Here is an 18,320-nt window from a genome sequence, read left to right as displayed (position 1 = left end):
GGAGCGATCTGATGGAAACCCTTACCTTTCGCCATCCCCGGCTGGTTGCCCTGATCATTTTGGTGCTTGTATCTGCAGGCCTGTCTTCGTTCCTATCGCTTGGGCGACAGGAAGACCCCACGATCACCAATCTCTTCGCAACTGTAACCACGCAGTTTCCGGGCGCAGACCCCGAACGGGTCGAAGCATTGGTGACCGCAGAAATCGAAGAAGAGCTGCGAAAGATCGCCGAGGTGGATGAGATCAGTTCAGTCTCCCGCTCGGGCGTGTCGGTCGTTTCTGTTGAATTGCTGGAAACACTAGACGAAGCCACCATTGAGCAGGTTTGGGCCGAGGCTCGGGACGCCGTTGAGGATGCGCGCCAGAACTTCCCGGCAGGAGTTTTGCCGCCAGAGTTTGATGCCGAGGGTATTGCTGCCTATTCCGCTGTCATTGCAGTCGCGGCCGAGGACCCTGACTTCCCGTTAACTTTGCTGTCTCGTCATGCCGAAGCACTGGGTGACAGATTGCGCGCGATACCTGCGACACGAGCCGTCGACTATTTCGGTCAGCCGGAAGAAGAGGTGCTCGTAAGTGTCGATATGGACAAAGCCGCTGCGCTTGGGCTTGGCGCCACTGAGATTTCCCAGCGGATCGCCGAAGCAGACGGAAAGGTTCAGTCTGGGCGGCTGCAATCCGATGTCGACCTGACCATAGGCGTCAGCGGAGAAATTGAGAGTTTGGATCGCATTCGGAGCATCGTCCTGCGTGAAAACGCAGACGGTGCAGTGGTGCAACTCGGAGATATTGCCAGCGTAGACCGGGGCGCACGCGAACCGCAGTCCTCAATCGCATTTGCAAACGGAAAGCCCTCCGTTTTGGTGGGGATTCTGGCGCAGGACGGCGTGCAGATCGACCGCTGGACAGGCTTTCTACGGGATGAGCTTGAGGCCGGCGCCGCATCAGTGCCTTTGGGCATGCAGGAAATACTGCTGTTTGATCAAAGCCAGTACACGACGGATCGTTTGTCAGAGGTTGGGATCAACATGGCCATTGGTGTGGCTCTAGTCGTGGCAGTCTTGTTTGTTACGTTGGGCGTTCGTGCAGCTGCGATTGTGGCCTTGGTATTGCCGGTTGTCTCATTGGCAACTCTTGCGACTATGAACATGATTGGATTGCCAATTCACCAGATGTCCGTGACTGGCCTGATTGTTGCCCTCGGTCTGCTCGTTGACGCAGCCATCGTGATGACGGATGAAATTCGTCGTCGTTTGCAGGATGGGATGGAGAGACTTTCAGCCGTGCGAGATGCTGTTCGCCGGTTGGCTGCGCCTCTGCTGGCGTCGACTGTAACAACGGCGCTCGCCTTCACGCCGATGATCTTGCTGCCTGGCCCCGCCGGCGACTTTGTTGGTGCTATCGCTATCGCCGTGGTGCTTATGCTTGTCTGGTCACTAGTTGTCGCTTTGACGGTGACCCCCGCGATTGCGGGCTGGGTACTGTCCGACCGCCCCGACGCAGGAATGCTGAGCCGCGGTATCAGCATCCCGCCGCTTGCCCGAATGTTCGAGGCCTCAATTCGATTGTCAGTCACTAATCCGGTGCGATCCATCGCGTTGGCACTGGTCTTGCCCGTGCTTGGCTTTGCGGCCTTTCCAACGCTGACCGCGCAATTCTTCCCGGGCGTCGACCGCAACCAATTCTATATCGAGGTCGACATGCCGGGTGGAACATCAATTGCCACCACCGAAGCAACCGCCCGCCAGATCGATGAGATGCTGCTGGCAGATGATGGGGTCAAAAGTGTCTACTGGACAGTCGGAGAATCCGGCCCTGCATTCTACTACAACATCGTTGGCAACCGTTCACGCGAGCCCGGTTTTGCACAGGCCATGATCACGACCGACACGGCCGACGACGCAGCCCGCCTTGTCGGAGCCCTGCAGGGTCGTTTGGATACCGACTTTCCTGACGCGCAGATCATCATTCGTAGTCTCGTGCAGGGCCCTCCGGTCGACGCACCAGTTGAAGTAAAAATTCAGGGGCAGGACATCACGGTTTTGCGCGATCTGGGCGACGAGGTGCGTTCAGTTATGGCCAATCTCGACCTGGTGACGCAGGCGCGCGCCAGCGTGAACGGCGGCAATCCTCAAATCCGGTTCGAGATTGATGAGGTCAAAGCCCGTCTGCTGGGATTGGACGTGGCCGACATAGCCGGTCAGTTGGACACGGCACTTGTTGGCGTCACCGGAGGATCACTGATCGAAGGGACTGAACAGTTGCCGGTGCGAGTTCGTCTTGGTGACGAGGTGCGATCAGACCTAAGCGCCATTGTCAGTATGCCCATCCTGCTGCCCAATGCCGCCGCCATATCCGCCACTAGTGTTTTCCCTGCTGTGCCGCTGTCTGAACTGGCCACACCGGTGATCGAACCAGCGGAGAGCGTTATAACCCGAACGGATGGCGTGCGCGAAAACACTATCCAAGCGTTTATCGTCCCCGGTGTTTTACCCGAAGAGGCGTTGCAGGACGTACTAGAGGCGCTTGATGCGTCCGGATTTGTGTTACCACAAGGCTATTCTATGTCCTTGGGCGGTGACAGTGATGCCCGATCCAATACTGTAGGCAATCTGCTTGCCTCTGTTGGTTTGATTGTCACACTCTCCATCGCGACCATTGTACTAACCTTCAATTCGTTCCGACTAACCCTCGTGACCTTGGTCGTGTGCGTGTTGTCTGCAGGCCTTTCCATGCTGTCGCTGGCCGTTATGCAATTCCCGTTCGGAATAACGGCGATCATCGGAGTTATCGGCTCGATTGGAGTTTCGATCAACGCGGCGATCATAATTCTGACTGGGTTGCAACAAGACGTTGACGCAAGCCAAGGCGACCGAGCAGCTATGGCGCGTGTTGTGTCCGGTTCAAGTCGGCATATCATCTCGACAACGGTTACAACCTTTGGCGGGTTCCTACCCCTAATCATAGGTGGTGGAGCATTTTGGCCACCATTCGCGGTAGCCATCGCCGGAGGGGTGCTGTTGTCGACCGTCGTATCTTTTTATTTTACGCCGCCCGTTTTCGCATTGGTGTATCGTGGCAAGCTCGACAAGCCGCTTGAGGCGAAGAACCAACCTCCCCAGCCTAGAGAAGGAATTGTCGCGCTTGTGGCAGAATGAGGATTGAGACTACTTCTCGTCCCGACTTGGTGTGTTTCAAAACCGTCGGTTTTCGAAGCAAAGTTAAAGGTCTGCCATGGGCCGCGCGCCGGACTTTGACCAGCTTGGAACAAAGGGCGTATTGTAGGTCAAAAACGCACTCTTAAAGCAAAACATGTCAAAGCGATACAAGCTTGCCTTGAGCATGGCGAAAACCATCGCGATATTGCACTCTTCAACACGGCAATCGACAGTAAGCTCTGCAGCTGCACTCTGGAGAAGATGAAGGTGGCCGGTTTCGTGGCATCGGGTCAAATCACGGAACGGGCTTCTGTACTGCAAAGCAACACACAGAATCCTGTTCGCTTCGAAATATCCGAGGGAACCTGCACCGCTATTGCGAAATAGATGGAAGACGAACTCATGGTCGGGCCAGAATACCTTTGGCCCGGTCGGCTTCACGAACGATTGCTCCTGTCGACGCGTCAATACGCACGGCTTGCAAGAGACTGGGTCACATCAATTGGTCTCGAGGCAAGCGCCTACGGAACTCATTCAATGAGGCGTACAACAGTAACCCAGATCTACAAGAAAACTGGCAACCTCAGATCCTTTCAGTTCTTGCTTGGCCGTACCAAGATGGAGAGCACAATCCGTTGTATTGGCGTCGTACTCGAGGACGCCCTGGCCATCGCAGAAGCCATTGAGATCTAATAATACTCGGTTGCCAACGCTGAATTTTAGCTTAACGCCAAGCCCTTTTTTTCCGAGAAGACTCTACCACTGACCGAAGAGTCGTCAGGGCGTTTTCCATAGTCGCTCGACTGCGAGGAGCGCCGATAGAAAGCCGGAGCCCATTTTGTAGCCCCGAGCGTTCGCCCTTTGCCGCGAACTGAGAGGCGGCGGACACCAATACATTTGCATCAGCCAAAGCTTCGACCACCCAATCTTTCCGGGCATTGGACGGGAGCGGCAAAAGCACATGCATGCTTTGCGGTTGGGTAATGACCTCCATGCCGTCTAGGACGCGGCGTAGAATTGCTTGGCGTTTGAAGACCTCTTTGCGCTTGGCACTGACAACCAGATCGTATTGACCAGATGTAATGATCTCAGACGCAACTGAAGCCATGAGTGGCGCGTTCATCCAAACGGAGGCACGCTGGGCACGGTCCACGGCATCTCTGTAACTGTCTGGCGAAACGAGGTAGCACACTCGCAGGCCAGGAGCCCAACTTTTGGAGAGCGTTCGGATGTAAAGCGTGCGATCTGGGGCAAGCTCAGCGAATGACGTCGGCGGCTGTTCAAGCAGGAAACCATAGGCGTCGTCTTCGATAACCATGACATCATTCAAAATGGCGATATCCACGATTTCTGAACGGCGTTCCATCGGCAGCGTGGTCGAAGTCGGGTTTTGTACGTTGGGGATACAGAAAAATGCTGAGACATCGTGCTTTCGACAAATCCGATCAAAACTTTCTGGGATTACCCCATCACCGTCGGCGTCCACTTCAACCACGTCGAGCCGGAGCATCTCACAGGTCAAACGCACCATCGGATAAGTCAGACGCTCAACGGCCACGACTTGCCCCGGACGGCAGGTTGCCATCAATGCCAAAATCAAGGCGTGTTGCCCGCCGCTACAAATGGTGATGGCCTCATGGCTGTCGATTGGCCTGGCGCGATCTTTGTTGAGCCATCGCCAAGCCGTTAGTCGGTCATACTCTGCGCCCGGATTGTTCCGGTAATCTAAAACATCACAGCCAGGATCAGCCAGCACCTTTGAAATCGCTTCTTGGAAGATGCCGTCCTGCTCGGGCAGAACCAGGTGGTTTTTGCTGAAGTCCACTACCGCTTCACTCGGAGTCTCGTATGAAAACTCCATCGCACGCGCGTCGGCGTTCATGCGGACGAATGTTCCTCGACCAACCTCGCCGATTGTCAGCCCCATGGCCTCCATCTCCGAAAACACCTTCGTTGCGGTCCCCAACGACAATCCGTGGCGATGTGCGAGTTCCCTATGTGTCGGCAAGCGATCTCCCGGCTTCAGCGTCCCACTTCGGATATCTCGGGCCAGGTCGGCAGCGACGTCTTTGTACTTTGCTCGCATGGGGCGATCCGCTTTTTGAACAATGTAGAGATTGTATTGAATAGCTGAGGTTTCACAAGGACGCTTCAGGTATGAGAAGAAAATCATTGTCTTATATACAATGAAACTATTGACCACACGATGTGATACAATCAGGAATTTGTTCTATATTATTTTTCCAAAGAGGCGACGCGAGATGACGACAATCCCGTCACAAAGACACATGTTCGATATTCCGCCGGATCTCGCGTATTTCAACTGTTCCTACAATGCACCGCTGCTGAAGAAAGCAGGTGACGCCTTGGTCAAAGGGGCCCTTTCCAAATGTCACCCTTGGGAACGCAAGCCGAACCACTTCTTTGAGGACGCCGAGGCTTTCCGCACGGCCGCATCCAAAGCGTTTGGCGTCAGCGCCGACAATCTTGCCGTTACGCCGTCCGCCAGCTATGGATCGTCAACAGCGGCTCGAATCCTAGAAGAGCGCCTATCAGATCAGGACGAGATCATCGTCTTGGGCGAGGCGTTCCCGTCCAACTACCTCCCATGGCAGCGGCTGGGTCAAGAAACCGGGGCCCATTTTGTCGTCGTACCAACGCCTGAGGACTTCGGTTGGACCCAAGCCGTGCTGGATCGCATCACGCCGCGGACCAAGCTCGTCGCCATTCCCAACTGCCATTGGACAAACGGCGCTTTGTTGGACCTCGACAAGATCGCTGAGGCTGCCCGGTCCGTAGGATCTTACTTCATCCTCGAAGTCACGCAGTCCTTGGGGGCAAAGCCAATCGACATCGCTTCCTTGAAACCTGACTTCCTGATCTCCGCTGGGTACAAATGGCTGCTCTGCCCTTATGGCCTCAGCCTCTTCTATGCAGATCCCAAGTGGCATGATGCTCGCCCGCTGGAAGAGACCTGGCTCAGCCGAGCCGATGCCGAGATGTTTGAGAACCTCGTCCAGTACAACGATCAATACCAAGTCGGAGCCCGCCGGTTCGAGATGGGGCAGAAGAATATTCCATCGATCCTGCCCGGTGGAGTTGTGGCTTTGGAACAAATTGCCAACTGGGGCGTCATGAACATCGCTAAGACCCTTGAAGGCATCAATGACAGCATCGCGGCGATCCTGGAGCCCTTCGGCTTTCTTCCAGTCCCCAAAGAGGTTCGGAGTCCCAACATCCTGGGCGCGGGCCTTGAAGGCGGCATTCCAGAGACGCTCCTCCCAAGCTTGGCCGAGCGCAATGTCTATCTCAGCCGCCGCGGCAGTTCCTTGAGATTCGCCCCATACCTGCATGTCACGGACAACGACCTCGATAGACTGTCCGAAACCCTGAAATCCGTTTTCCACTAGAGGCGAGCATCTGCTCGATATCGCATGTCGATCAATCAACGCTTGAAAGACATTGGCATTCAACTGCGCGATGCCGTCGCCGCTGTGGCCAATTGCGTTGCGATGCATTTGAGCCCGGATGAAACCCTCTATGTTTCCGGACAAATCGGGTTTGTCGATGGGGTTCTCGCAGATCGCGGAACACAAGACGGAACGAACTCGGTTGAGGACGCTTTAAGGTCAAACCGACCTCCTTTGCCTAGAAGACCAAATGACTGAGGAAGATCGACGATGAAAACTATTGGCATCTTAGGAGGAATGTCAGCGGCATCGACGCAACTCTACTACCGTGAGCTTTGTGATCTCACCCGCGAAAGACTCGGAGGACTTCATTCGCCACAGTTGTTGATCAGGTCGGTAGACTTTGCAGAGATCGAAGCGCTACAGGCCAAGGGTGCTTGGGACGCCGCCGGAGACATCCTAAACCGCGAAGCTAAGGCGCTGGATCGAGGTGGAGCAGACCTCTTGATCCTAGCCACGAACACCATGCACAAGCTGGCCGATCGGATGATGGAAGGTGTCGGCATTCCCCTGATTCATATTGCTGACGCCACCGCCAAAGCAATACAGGCTGCCGGACTTCAACGCCCTGGACTAATGGCCACAGCGTTCACGATGGAGCAGGAGTTTTACACAGATCGTCTGAGAGCGGCTGGGTTGGAACCGCTTGTTCCAAACGATGATGACCGCGCTGAGACGCACCGGATCATCTATGACGAGCTTTGCAAAGATATCACGACCGAGGCCAGCCGCAGCACCTATGTCGAGATCGCTTCACGCCTGGTAGAAGCCGGTGCGGACTCTCTGATCCTTGGATGCACGGAAGTGGGTATTCTGCTCAATTCTTACAACGTTCCGGTTCCAGTCTTCGATACAACTCTGATCCACTGCAAAATTGCATTCGATCGAGCGATGGATCCTTGAACATTGCTTATGCGGGATCGGCCCTTTCCAGCCGTTCACTCGCCGCGCTGGTGTGGCACTGCGGCCCTTCGGTCCTGGCATTCGTTCCTACTGCAAACTCTGGCCAAGTGTGAGTACACAAATCGATTCCACGTGGTCGATCAGGGTTTAAGAGTGGATTCCATTAGTTCGAGTTCTCAGGTAATACGTAGTAATGGATATTGTCGTCATTACGACCATCATCACTTCTTTTTTTGTTGTAATCGGCGTGGCGGAACCATTGGCTGCACGTATGCGCCTGCCTTACAGCGTTATCCTAGCGGTCCTGGGGATAGTGATCGGACTTGGCGCAACGTTCTTTCTCAACACTGACTTGACGGATGCATTGAACCCGGGAGCGCAGGCGATTATTGATTTGCCGATCCGGTCGGACGTCTTCCTCTATGTTTTCCTGCCAACGTTGCTCTTCCAGGCGACACTTGGCATGAACCTGCGCAGGATGCTGGATGACTGGATGCCCATCCTGATGATGGCCGTTGTCGCGGTGATTGTGGCTACCCTCTCTATTGGCTATGCGCTCAGTTGGGTAAGTGCGCTACCGCTGGTCGCCTGCCTGTTGATTGGTGCTATCGTATCGACAACGGATCCCTCGGCGGTTGTCAGCATTTTTAGGTCAATCTCCGCACCACGTAGGTTGTCGCGAATAATTGAGGGAGAAAGCCTCCTGAACGATGCTGCCGCGATTGCTCTTTTCGGGCTATTCATGAGCTTTGTGATGCTCGGCAGACCTGATCCATCACTAAGTGAAGCCGTGGGGCAGTTTCCGCTGTTGATCGCCGGTGGCGCACTCACTGGTTGGCTTATGGCGCGTATGGCGGTTTGGATGATGGCTTTCGTAGACCGTTGGGACAAGGCGCAAATTTCAATTTCTGTCGCGCTGCCCTACCTCGCCTATATCGTTGCGGAACAAAGCGTCGGGGCTTCGGGTGTTATCGCAGTGGTGGTCACAGGACTAACGCTCAACCTCACCGGCCCCGGTCGTTTGTCCCCAGTCGCTTGGACAAATCTGCAAGAAGTATGGGATCTCCTGGCGCACTGGGCCGGAGCGCTGATCTTTATTCTTGCAGCATTGTTGATACCGCGACTTTTGGAAGGGGTGCAGCCATCTGACTTTGGCCTGCTGGCAGTGGTGGTTCTTGCTGCAACACTGGCGCGGGCGGCGGTTCTGTTCGGCTTGTTGCCCTTGCTCACGACAATCGGTCTGTCGCCAGTTGTGGAACGCCCCTATCGCACCGCAATGCTTTGGGGTGGGCTGCGGGGCGCTGTGACTTTGGCATTGGCGCTGGCAGTCACTGAAAGCACTCAAGTGCCGCTCGAAACCAAGCGTCTGGTCGGTATTTTGGCCACTGGCTTTACGCTGTTTACACTGATTGTCCAAGGGACAACCTTGCGAACGGTGATCACAAAGCTAGGGCTCGACAAACTCACTCCGCTTGATACGGCATTGTCGCGCCAGGTGGTCGCGGTCGCCTTGCAATCAGTCCGCGAGGATGTGTCCCGCACCGCGGAAAACTATGACCTGACCCACCAAATTGTAAGAAACGAAGCCAAACAATTTAGCGAACGCCTCGACGAGGCTGTAAAGGCCGCCGAGGACAGCGCGGAGATCCTTGATCGCGACAGGATCACGCTTGGCCTTATTGCGTTAGCCGGTGCAGAGCGGGATTCAGTATTGGCCCGAATGCGAGAGCGTACCATGTCATCCGTTCTCAGCGAAAAAATTCTGTCCGATGCTGATCGGCTCATTGAAGGCGCAAGGACCGGTGGTCGGATCGGCTATCAGCGCGCGTCCAATCGATCTGTCGTCTATGGCAAGTCTTTTCGGATCGCCGTTTTCCTGCACAACCGCCTACGAATCTCGTTTCCGCTCACTCGTATAACAGCGGACAGGTTCGAAAGACTGCTCATGCAACGTCTGATCCTTCGAGATCTCGATGGGTTTGTCCGTGGTCGCATACGCCGGATCCACGGTCGCCGGGTTGCGGAGTTGCTAGACGACCTGTTGGAGCGCCGATCCGAGGCGGTTGAGACAGCGCTTGAAGGATTACGGCTCCAATATCCAGGTTATGCGGAAAAGCTGGAGCGGCGGTTCATCCGAAGGACAGCATTGCGACTGGAGGAGCGAGAATACGCGGTCATGCGCGAGGATGGCCTGGTAGGCGAAGAGCTCTATTCAGTGTTGATGCAGGAAGTGGCGGCACGACGTGCTTTATCCGAAGGGCGTCCTGTACTGGACATCGCCCTGAAGGGGCGGGATCTGGTCAGGCAGTTTCCACTATTCTCTGATCTCGACAAAGCTTCATTGCGAAAACTCAGTAGAGCGCTGCGTACGCGCTACGCCAACGCTGGCGACAAGATCCTTTCCAAAGATGAATTGACCCGGAGTGTGTTTTTCATCGCTTCTGGAGCAGTCGAAGTGGAGTTCGGCAGACACACCACACGTTTAGGTCGTGGCGAAATGTTTGGGCAATTGGCCATGCTCATGAAACGGCCCCGTCGGGTAAATGCGCGAGCGCTGGCGCCCTCGACACTGCTTATGCTTGACGAAGCAAGTTTCCGGCGCTTGCTGCGGCGAAGCAAGGCCATGCGGAAGTCGGTCGAAGTGAGTGCTGCCAAGCGTTTGATCGACCCAGCAGTGTTGGACCTGGATGAACCTTCAACTACCTCCTGAACACGGCTCAATTTCTCTAAAGAGAACCAATCTGAAAGGACCTGCAAAACAATAGTATTGTTTCGCGAGGCATCAGTCGGCTTCGGTCATAGGTCTCGTCCATGCACTATGAACTCAGCGTTGGGCGCTTTTTTGATTGCGCACGAGCTGCGACGATCGGCGAGTATTTCACAATCCACCTATTCGATGTGGCATGGTCAACTCGCACATCGCGCTCAGCCATGATCTCTTCCAAATCACGATAGGACAACGTGTACTGTAGATTGAATTAAACGGCGTACAAAACTGCATGCTTGGCGAAATGACAGCCCTTTAACGAGATCATGCTCAAACAACTTGTTCGAAAATTACGCGTCTAGTACAAACCTCAGATCACGCAGGCTCGTCAACTAGACCTCAAATTTTGCGACGCATCTTAACGCCTTACACATAACGAACCAATAGCTCTGAATTCCCAAGATTGTCGCTCTGATTGGTAAGATCCAGTGTCGCTGTAGGTGTCACGCAGCCGGGGCTGGGTTTGAATTGAGATTGGGAAGATAAGATGCGCAGTGTGTTTGCTTGGACCGTGTCGAACAAAAGGATTGGCCGTCACCATTGTTTCAATTGACCCGCTGATCCTGCGCGAAACTAGCAGGGGGCGGCCAAAACCATTACCCAAGTTCGATCTGCGGCTTCGTAAAGCGCGAATTCCCTTGCCTCGCGAGAGAGCATGTTCGCTCGATGTCCGGGTGATCGAGCCCAAGCCGACACGACTGCTTCCAACCCTTGCTGCCCCTTTGCGATGTTTTCGGCAACGAAACACCAATTGTAGCCTGCCCCGAGAACCCGCCTTCCTACATCAGACCCGTTTGATCCGGTATGCGAAAAGAAACCTCTCTTCGCCATGTCCTCTGCATGAGATTTCGCAGCTTTCTCCAGTTTTTGGCTATATTGCAAGACGTGAAGACCTTGGCTTTCGCGAAGTGAATTCAATGCGTCCGTCGCCAATGTGTTGGCCACGACGGTTGAAGGGAGTAGGTACGCCAAGACTAGCAGTAGACGGAACATTTCAGTCATCCCCGGTTTCTTCCAATAGTTGCAACTCTGGCTTGCTACAAACGAAGATAATTGGTCGTAGGTCTTGCTACGATAAATGTACCCATTCAGAGACGAGATATACGCTGGCCAAGGCTATTGCGGCCTAATGTACGACGCGCCGAACTCGTACCCCCTCATTGAAAATCGTAAACCCCATTCTCGACGCGCCGCATTCTTTCGCTATCCAGTCGGAATGTTTGAATTGTGACAGTTTCATTAAAGAAAAGGTAATATACACCTTGACGTAACGGAAAGCTGCATGTCGCTATTTGTGTTTGATGCTGAGGTTCGTCGGGCGACACACCGAACCAATTAACCCCCTCAAATCCAGTTGGAAAAACCAGAACGTTCTAAAATAAAAGCATGTCGCCCACAGACAGAGGGTCGCATTATGGCGGAATTGTGTCCACGATTCATTGTGAAACTTACCGTTTGAGATTTGGAAACAAACCGTTTCGTCACAGACTTGGGCATTACGGGGTTTCCCCAATTTCGGGCTGAGAACGTTTCTGCCAAGTTTGTTTCAAACAGAAGACAACACCACTCATTCAAGGGTGAGAGAAAGGGGCTGGCTTTGACCCCCTCGGCCAGCCCCTCACACCCCCACAAATCAGAGCTCAGGTAAGATGGGTGGTTTCAATGTTCGGCTGCGACTATTCAATTTACATGTTTGTTCTGTATTTAAGTCTACTCACCAAATTTGGGGAGTGACTAAAAAATGAAACCTTGCTCCAATAAACTTCTGCGTGCGTTTCTTCGAGCCTTTCATGGCCTCCAACCTATCAAAGTCCCGTTGCAGCGATGCATCGAAAATCTGCGTCGCTGTGGACGTGACAAACTGTGGAACGCTAAACTATTACCGACCATTTACCCTTGGCGCGAGAACTGTTGCAAAATTTTTGGCTGTCTACGACGTCAGATGCTGCGGGTGAACGACTTTCGGTATAGTCAGTTGATGGTTTCCTTCGAAGGCACGCAACATCCCGAGGCTGTGATCCTGTTCGCGGTGTTTTTCTATGTCTGATTCCGTGTGTCTTACCGGGATCAAAAAAGAAATCATGGCCGCGTGCTGTGTATCAGTGGACCACAACCCTCTAAACCGATTGCCAACACGGTATTCTGGTGCAATCGCTGAGGTAGCACGCCGCCGCAACGGGCCATGTAATCTTTCGCGAAGAATGGACGAAACGTACACCTAAGTTAAAGGCGCGTGGGTTTACCTCTATCGAGCTGTGGACAAGCACGGCAAGACCCTTGATTTCACGCTTTCACGGCGTCGCAACAAACCAGTCGCCACCAAGTTCTTCGCCAGAATGTGGGATATCAATGGATTGCCGAGGGAGATTGTGATCGACAAGAGCGGTGCCAACACCACCGGCATCAAGGCTATCAACAAATTGCTCAAAGGCTTTGGCTGCCCGATCCCAATTGAGATCGTGAGGCGGAAATACTTGATCAATATCGTGGAACAGGACCACCGGTTCATCAAGAGACGCACGCGGCCTATGCTGGGGTTCAAAGCCTTTACTTCAGCGGCGGCAAAGATCGGCGGAACTAAAGTGGTGCACTTGATCGGCTAGGGGCAAATCATGCCAGGCCTCTACCCATTGCAGCAGTTCGTTGAGCTCGCCACCTGATTCACAAGCGATTGCTGAAACAACTCAACGGGCTCTGATTTTTGCAACAAAACCAAGGAGCCTGCGGCGTATGGGCCTTTTTAGACGCCGTACAACCTTTGGAAGCGGTGGAGCGACAAGGGCGACTTCGTTCTGTCACAATCTTTTTGCTGGCATAGCACCAGTCGAATTGGTGGGCAGTTGAGTCTACCAGTTGGCAGAACTGCTTTTGAGAACTCAGTACCCGAACTCTGATTACCTTTTTGGTCAATAATCTACGTGCTGCACGATTCATGAAAACGGCAAAAATAATTAGAAAAACAACCTTTAAGGAGATAAAAAAGACTTCCTATCTTTTAGTGAGTTTACCAACTATGTTGTTGATTTCAGTTGCAGTGCGTTGGCATGAAGCATCGTCAAAAAGGATTGTGCGATGATCTGCGTTGATGTCGTACTGATCAACTTCACTTGCAAAAACATCCCAAGACAAATTGGGCGAAGGCCCAAGAATTGAACGTCGTTTTGTAGCGCGCAGAAGACAAATTGTCCCTTTGTAATAGCTGGGCTCGTATCTAGAAAGCGCATTGTAAAACTGGCGAACTGTTGCACGTATTGACGCTGGATGACTTGATAGCGCAACAGGGAATAAGCCGGGCTCATCCAACACTTCACCCTTTGTCGAAGCAACACTCGCGAATACGCGGCGGAAGGACCTAAATCGCCAGGCCAAAATCCGTGCGTGCCACTCGATTTTATCTGAAAAGCGTTTTCGACGCAGTCTAGATGGAACTGCGGAATCTAACAGCACAGGCACGACGGTATTCTGGGACTCATCCTTTAGAATGTTAGCGGTTTCGTATGACAAAAAACCCCCAAATGAGTATCCGACGATTAAAGTAGGTTGAAAAATTCCATGTCCGAGAATGATCCTTGCGCATTCCTGCGCGTATTCAGCAATTGATTGGTTGTCGCGCTCTCTTAACATTTCCGTATTGGGTCGAAGGCCCAAAACTTCGCAACGATCGTCAATAAAGGGGAGGATTTTGTTGATCCAAAGCGGAACCCCGAAAAGATCTGGCATCGCTATCACAGTGATACCTCCAGTTCCACTTCGTAGCACCTCAAGGGGCCCATCCTGAGGTTCCTCGGGCTCACTTGTATCAGGCGCTTTGACTTGCCTCGCAACAGTATTGGAAAGATCTTGAAGCGTTTCAATATTGTTGATTTCAGACATCGATATCTGAATATCAAAATGAGCTTCAACTTCCATAACCAATACTGTGTGAGAATAGCTGTCCCACCCCCCTATTTGGTCTGGGCCAAACGAAATGTTCAAAGAGCCTTTTTTCGCCCCAAACACTTCGGCGGCAATATCCAAGATGACTGCATCGTGCTCGCTATTGATGTCACGGGTGATGGTCGATTGGTTCTGCAAAATTTCTTTCAGTGCAGGCAGATCAACTTTTCCTGATCCTCGACGCGGAAGCTCTTTCAAAAAAACAACTTTCTTGGGTACCTTTTGGCGTTCCAGCTTAGTTCGACAAAACTCCAAAATGTCAGACTGTTCCAGAGGCTTCTGAGGGACAATTGCAGAAACTGGTAAGGCCCCAAAGTCTTCGTCCGAAACACCTACGGTCTGCGCCTCAAGCACATCCGGGTGTTTTAAGAGCACTTCATCAATCTCTTCAGGGCGTATCAAAAATCCACCGCTATTGATCGCTGTGCTCATTCGTCCAACAATACTGAAGTTCCCCCGCGGCGTTACGGTTGCAAGGTCTCCCGTGCGGAACCATTCGCCACGGAATGCTTTTTCCGTTTCTTCTGGTCGGCCAAAGTATCCGGCAAAGATGTAGGGCCCGCGCAAGCACAACTCCCCAACTTCACCTTGCGGCTGTTCTTTTCCAGTTGACGGATCGACAATTATTGCTTCGCAATCGATCGGTTTGCCGATCGTATATCGTTCACCCATTTCCGCGTGCGGTCCAGCAAAGTGACTGGCGGCGACTGTCTCAGTCATACCGTATTCATTCACAATCGGTTTTTTGAATCGCTCCTCGAGTCTGTCCCAAAGATCTGGGGCCATTGGCGCGGAGGTCGTCAGGATCGTTTTAAATTCGCTACGATCAAAATAGTCTGATCGGGCCGCGTGTCGGTCGATCAAGGCATACACCGTTGGGGCACTAATCATATGCGTGGCACGACTATCACGTAACCAACACAAATCCTGTTCTAGCCGGTTCAATGAAAATGCATCGGGCCGAAGCAGTGTTGCTCCATTGAAGGCTGTCAATACCGGCCCCTGGACCAATCCATCGGTATGATAGGTTACAAGACCATTAAAGATTTTTGATCGGCGTTCCAGTTCCCAGACGCGCGAGATTGCGGCCAACTGAGTCTGCAAGTTCGTGTGCGTCAGCATCACGCCTTTGGGTTGCGACGTGGTACCCGACGTAAATAATAGATAAGCCAAACCGCTTTCGGGTTGCTTCAAAGACGGATCTCGTTTTTCAGCGTTGGGAAGGTTGTTGGTAAAAAATGAAACCCACGAGTCGGATTCAGCCCAAGGCTGATTGCAGCGCTCAGTATCGGCGACGATCAGACTCGGTTTGATCAATTCAGCGATGCCGACAAGCCTGTCCTCGCTGGAGTCCGGGGCAATGATTGAAGGGACCTTTCCGTCAAGTACTGCCGCGATCCACAACGTGGATGCGACCCAATCGTCGTTGGAGACGATGACCAAAGGTTGACCGCTCTCCAGTCCAATGCTGTCGAATCTTCCACAATGCTCGCAAATTGCACGCGTAAGATCGTCATAACTGTGTGCGTAATCCGGACCTTGCCAAAATATCTTTTTCGGATCTGCCTTAATTTGTTGCCACAAATGGTTTGCAAATTCAGAGTGCAAAACAACTACTCCTGATCGTCGGAACCCAGTGTGCTGCGCGAGAGATCCAACTCCTTAACGGTCGCAGGGTTTCCAGCAACAAATGCCCCATCAGGCACGTCTTTGCGGACAACGGATCCGCCTGAAATGATACATCCAGAACCAATTTCGACATCTGGGTAGATTATCGCTCCAACGCCAACAATACTACCGGATCCAATCTTAATGTTGCCAGCAAGCGTGACGCCGGGCGCGAGACTCACACCGTCATTCAGAACGCAGTGATGTCCAACGCTTGCGGTTCTGTTCACGAGAACCCGTTCGCCCACAATGCTTGCGCCACCGATTACAGCTCCTGCATTTATGAAACTCATTGCTCCCACCCGCGTTGACCGCGCGAGCACCGCTGTAGGATCAATCATGGCGTCAGCGGGCTTGAGTCCATGCTCTAATGCAATTTCCGCCAGTTTTTTACGGCGTCTTGGATGAAACGCACATGGCCAGAAAACTCCATCAGTATCCCCTAGATCGTCGAGATGAACCACCGACCTACGCGAAAGCACGCGAACAGGATCCCCGAGTGACACACAAAAATCGGCCGGCGTATTCAATCGCCGAAGCGTCTCTTCATAGTCAACAACCAGAGGGCTACGAGCTCCAAAAAGTATTCTTTTCAAAAAGATTCTCCCGATAACGCCTTAAACTAGACCAGCGAACATCTAAATTCGTAGTTCGTCAACATCACCCTGCGGGGCGCGCTTTCGCGGCCTCAAATGTCCGGTGGTCGAAAAACCAAAATTTGGGTCACAGGTACAAAGATCGCTTGCAAGACGGATGTAGTAGCCGGCTGAGTAGAAACGGCATCTAACTTAAACAGAATGGCCCCCAAAAAGGTATGTTTGAGGCGCCGCCACAGTTTTCTCCTGGCTGGAAAGCTAGCATCAGCAGTTTGCCTAGTTAGCGCCCTGCTTCGCGGTTCGCGGACAAACGCGCGCTGACGATCTCACTCACATTTTCAAGCTCGGGGGTCGCCTTTCCAATTTGGTCTGCAATCAGGTTTACGAGCAAGTCCACCCGTTCGACTTGCCCTGCTCCTGCTTCAATTGCACGCGCTGCAGAAGAGGGCTTCAATAAACTTTTTGCCGCGGTCGCATATTTTTCGAACGGTACTTTGTCTTTTGGATCTGCTCCCAATTGACTGACAATACCGCTCACCGTTTCGTATATACTCTCGGACAGTTCGACGTCGCTGTGAACGGCATCCTTAATGGCACGAGCTCCTTCGGGCAAAACACACCTATAGTTGCCTGCAAAAAGCATACTCCATTTCGCGAATGGCACGAATAAGGAGTCGAAAACCCTTAGCTTGACAGGTACGTCGTTTCCTTCAACGCGAACTGCATCAATCGCAGTTTCTAGATTTCGCAGTATTTCATTGTGCTCATCGCTTTCGAATGGTGCGGCTTTGAAATTGGTTGGTAGACCCACGTGCAAGACATTTGCGCCCTCTTCCACGACCCGATATGCCTGAGGGTCGGGACTGCATAGAGTTACATTCCCCGGCTTGAAGGCGCTCCAGCACTCGGGGCACGTGAAACACGACTTTAGCCTTTCCACATCCAGCCCTTCGATGCGCTGCAAATAAGGCGGTGGCGGCATATTCATTATAGATAAGCAGGGTTTCCCAGCATTTGCGATCCGCTGAAGCAAGTTTGCAATCGCTTCATGACAGTACTGCGGCTCTGACATTGCAAGGGCAATCAGATCGTATTCATTTGGGTCGACCTGGTCAGGAGGCATTGCGTTCAGCTCTCCGGGAAGGTCATTCGAGCTGAACGACCTGTGCTTTTCTTCACCGCGCAGCTTTATACGAACACGTGTCCCCTCTCGATTTATTAAATCGGCAGTTTCTTTGCGACAAACAAGCGTCACATCTTGGTTAGCCATCAATAGTTTAGTAGAAAGAAGTGATCCGTACGAAGCTCCCAAGATCAATATCTTATATTTCACTAGTTTAATCCCTTACAAACACAAAACTCTGTAATTTAGGTCAAAACGAATTGATTCTAGCAACAGAAAAGCGATTGAGCGTAGCTATCGACTTGACACGATTTACTTCTCTTGAGGCCTCGGGGTGGCATGGTTCTGACGCACACTCTGCTCCCAACGGATCTGTTGCAAACTCTTAGCCGCTGACGTGATCAGATGCTGCGGATGAGTGGCGTTCGGTAAAACCCGTCGACAGTCAGTTCATGGCTTCCTTCGAAGGCACGCAATATCCGAAGGCTGTGATCCTGTTCTCGGTGTTTTTCTATGTCCGATACAGTGTCTCTTACCGGGATCTGGAAGAAATCATGGCCGAGTGCCGTGTTGCAGTGGACCACACCTTTCTAAACCGATGGGCAACATGATATTCTGGTGCAATCGCTGAGGCAGCACGTCGCCGCAAAGGGCCATGTATTCGTTCGTGAAGAATGGACGAAACGTACACCTAAGTTAAAG

General features: G+C 52.7%; 9 protein-coding genes and 4 pseudogenes. 7 read left to right on the top strand and 6 right to left on the bottom strand.

Going from position 1 to position 18,320, the window contains the following annotated elements:
- Positions 1 to 11: 11 nt before the first annotated feature.
- Together ACR0I8_RS21300 and ACR0I8_RS21295 are read left to right on the top strand one after the other, a co-directional pair.
- Positions 12 to 3,155: an efflux RND transporter permease subunit gene (locus ACR0I8_RS21300; protein WP_170693218.1), complete on the top strand. Its 3,144-nt coding sequence runs from the start codon at positions 12 to 14 to the stop codon at positions 3,153 to 3,155.
- A gap of 120 nt (positions 3,156 to 3,275) precedes the next feature.
- Positions 3,276 to 3,848: pseudogene (locus tag ACR0I8_RS21295) on the top strand (site-specific integrase).
- 31 nt (positions 3,849 to 3,879) lie between these two features.
- Here ACR0I8_RS21295 and ACR0I8_RS21290 read toward each other — a convergent pair.
- Positions 3,880 to 5,328, bottom strand: coding sequence for an aminotransferase-like domain-containing protein (locus ACR0I8_RS21290; protein ID WP_170693220.1), 1,449 nt, complete (start codon positions 5,326 to 5,328; stop codon positions 3,880 to 3,882).
- Between the two features lie 88 nt (positions 5,329 to 5,416).
- On the opposite strand from ACR0I8_RS21290, the gene ACR0I8_RS21285 reads away from it, so the two are divergent.
- The 3 genes from ACR0I8_RS21285 (at position 5,417) to ACR0I8_RS21275 (ending at position 10,238) form a co-directional block, all read left to right on the top strand.
- Positions 5,417 to 6,565, top strand: coding sequence for an aminotransferase class V-fold PLP-dependent enzyme (locus ACR0I8_RS21285; RefSeq protein ID WP_170693222.1), 1,149 nt, complete (start codon positions 5,417 to 5,419; stop codon positions 6,563 to 6,565).
- A 270-nt stretch (positions 6,566 to 6,835) separates the two neighbouring features.
- Entirely contained in the window at positions 6,836 to 7,528 is a 693-nt protein-coding gene (locus ACR0I8_RS21280; RefSeq protein ID WP_170693224.1) for an aspartate/glutamate racemase family protein, read from the top strand.
- A 193-nt stretch (positions 7,529 to 7,721) separates the two neighbouring features.
- Entirely contained in the window at positions 7,722 to 10,238 is a 2,517-nt protein-coding gene (locus tag ACR0I8_RS21275) for a cation:proton antiporter (RefSeq protein ID WP_170693226.1), read from the top strand.
- 109 nt (positions 10,239 to 10,347) lie between these two features.
- Here ACR0I8_RS21275 and ACR0I8_RS21270 read toward each other — a convergent pair.
- A pseudogene (locus tag ACR0I8_RS21270) lies at positions 10,348 to 10,563 on the bottom strand (IS6 family transposase); the annotation flags it as partial.
- Between the two features lie 305 nt (positions 10,564 to 10,868).
- Positions 10,869 to 11,288 carry a CAP domain-containing protein gene (locus tag ACR0I8_RS21265; protein ID WP_170693228.1) on the bottom strand — a complete coding sequence of 140 codons (420 nt, stop codon included), beginning with the start codon at positions 11,286 to 11,288 and terminating at the stop codon, positions 10,869 to 10,871.
- Between the two features lie 982 nt (positions 11,289 to 12,270).
- On the opposite strand from ACR0I8_RS21265, the pseudogene ACR0I8_RS21260 reads away from it, so the two are divergent.
- Positions 12,271 to 12,898 (top strand): annotated as a pseudogene (locus ACR0I8_RS21260) (IS6 family transposase).
- A 385-nt stretch (positions 12,899 to 13,283) separates the two neighbouring features.
- Here the strand turns inward: ACR0I8_RS21260 and ACR0I8_RS21255 are convergent.
- The 3 genes from ACR0I8_RS21255 to ACR0I8_RS21245 form a co-directional block, all read right to left on the bottom strand.
- On the bottom strand, positions 13,284 to 15,839 hold the full coding sequence (locus ACR0I8_RS21255) for a long-chain fatty acid--CoA ligase (RefSeq protein ID WP_170693444.1): 2,556 nt from the start codon (positions 15,837 to 15,839) through the stop codon (positions 13,284 to 13,286).
- Positions 15,840 to 15,844: 5 nt separating this feature from the next.
- Positions 15,845 to 16,495, bottom strand: a complete 651-nt coding sequence (locus ACR0I8_RS21250) for an acetyltransferase (RefSeq protein WP_170693446.1) — start codon at positions 16,493 to 16,495, stop codon at positions 15,845 to 15,847.
- Between the two features lie 280 nt (positions 16,496 to 16,775).
- Positions 16,776 to 17,828 carry a hypothetical protein gene (locus ACR0I8_RS21245; protein ID WP_170693448.1) on the bottom strand — a complete coding sequence of 351 codons (1,053 nt, stop codon included), beginning with the start codon at positions 17,826 to 17,828 and terminating at the stop codon, positions 16,776 to 16,778.
- A gap of 242 nt (positions 17,829 to 18,070) precedes the next feature.
- Between ACR0I8_RS21245 and ACR0I8_RS21240 the strand changes: the two are divergent.
- Positions 18,071 to 18,286 (top strand): annotated as a pseudogene (locus ACR0I8_RS21240) (IS6 family transposase); the annotation flags it as partial.
- Positions 18,287 to 18,320: the final 34 nt, after the last annotated feature.

The organism is Ruegeria sp. BG9 (assembly GCF_056538305.1).
This window is presented reverse-complemented; position numbering and strand designations above follow the sequence as displayed.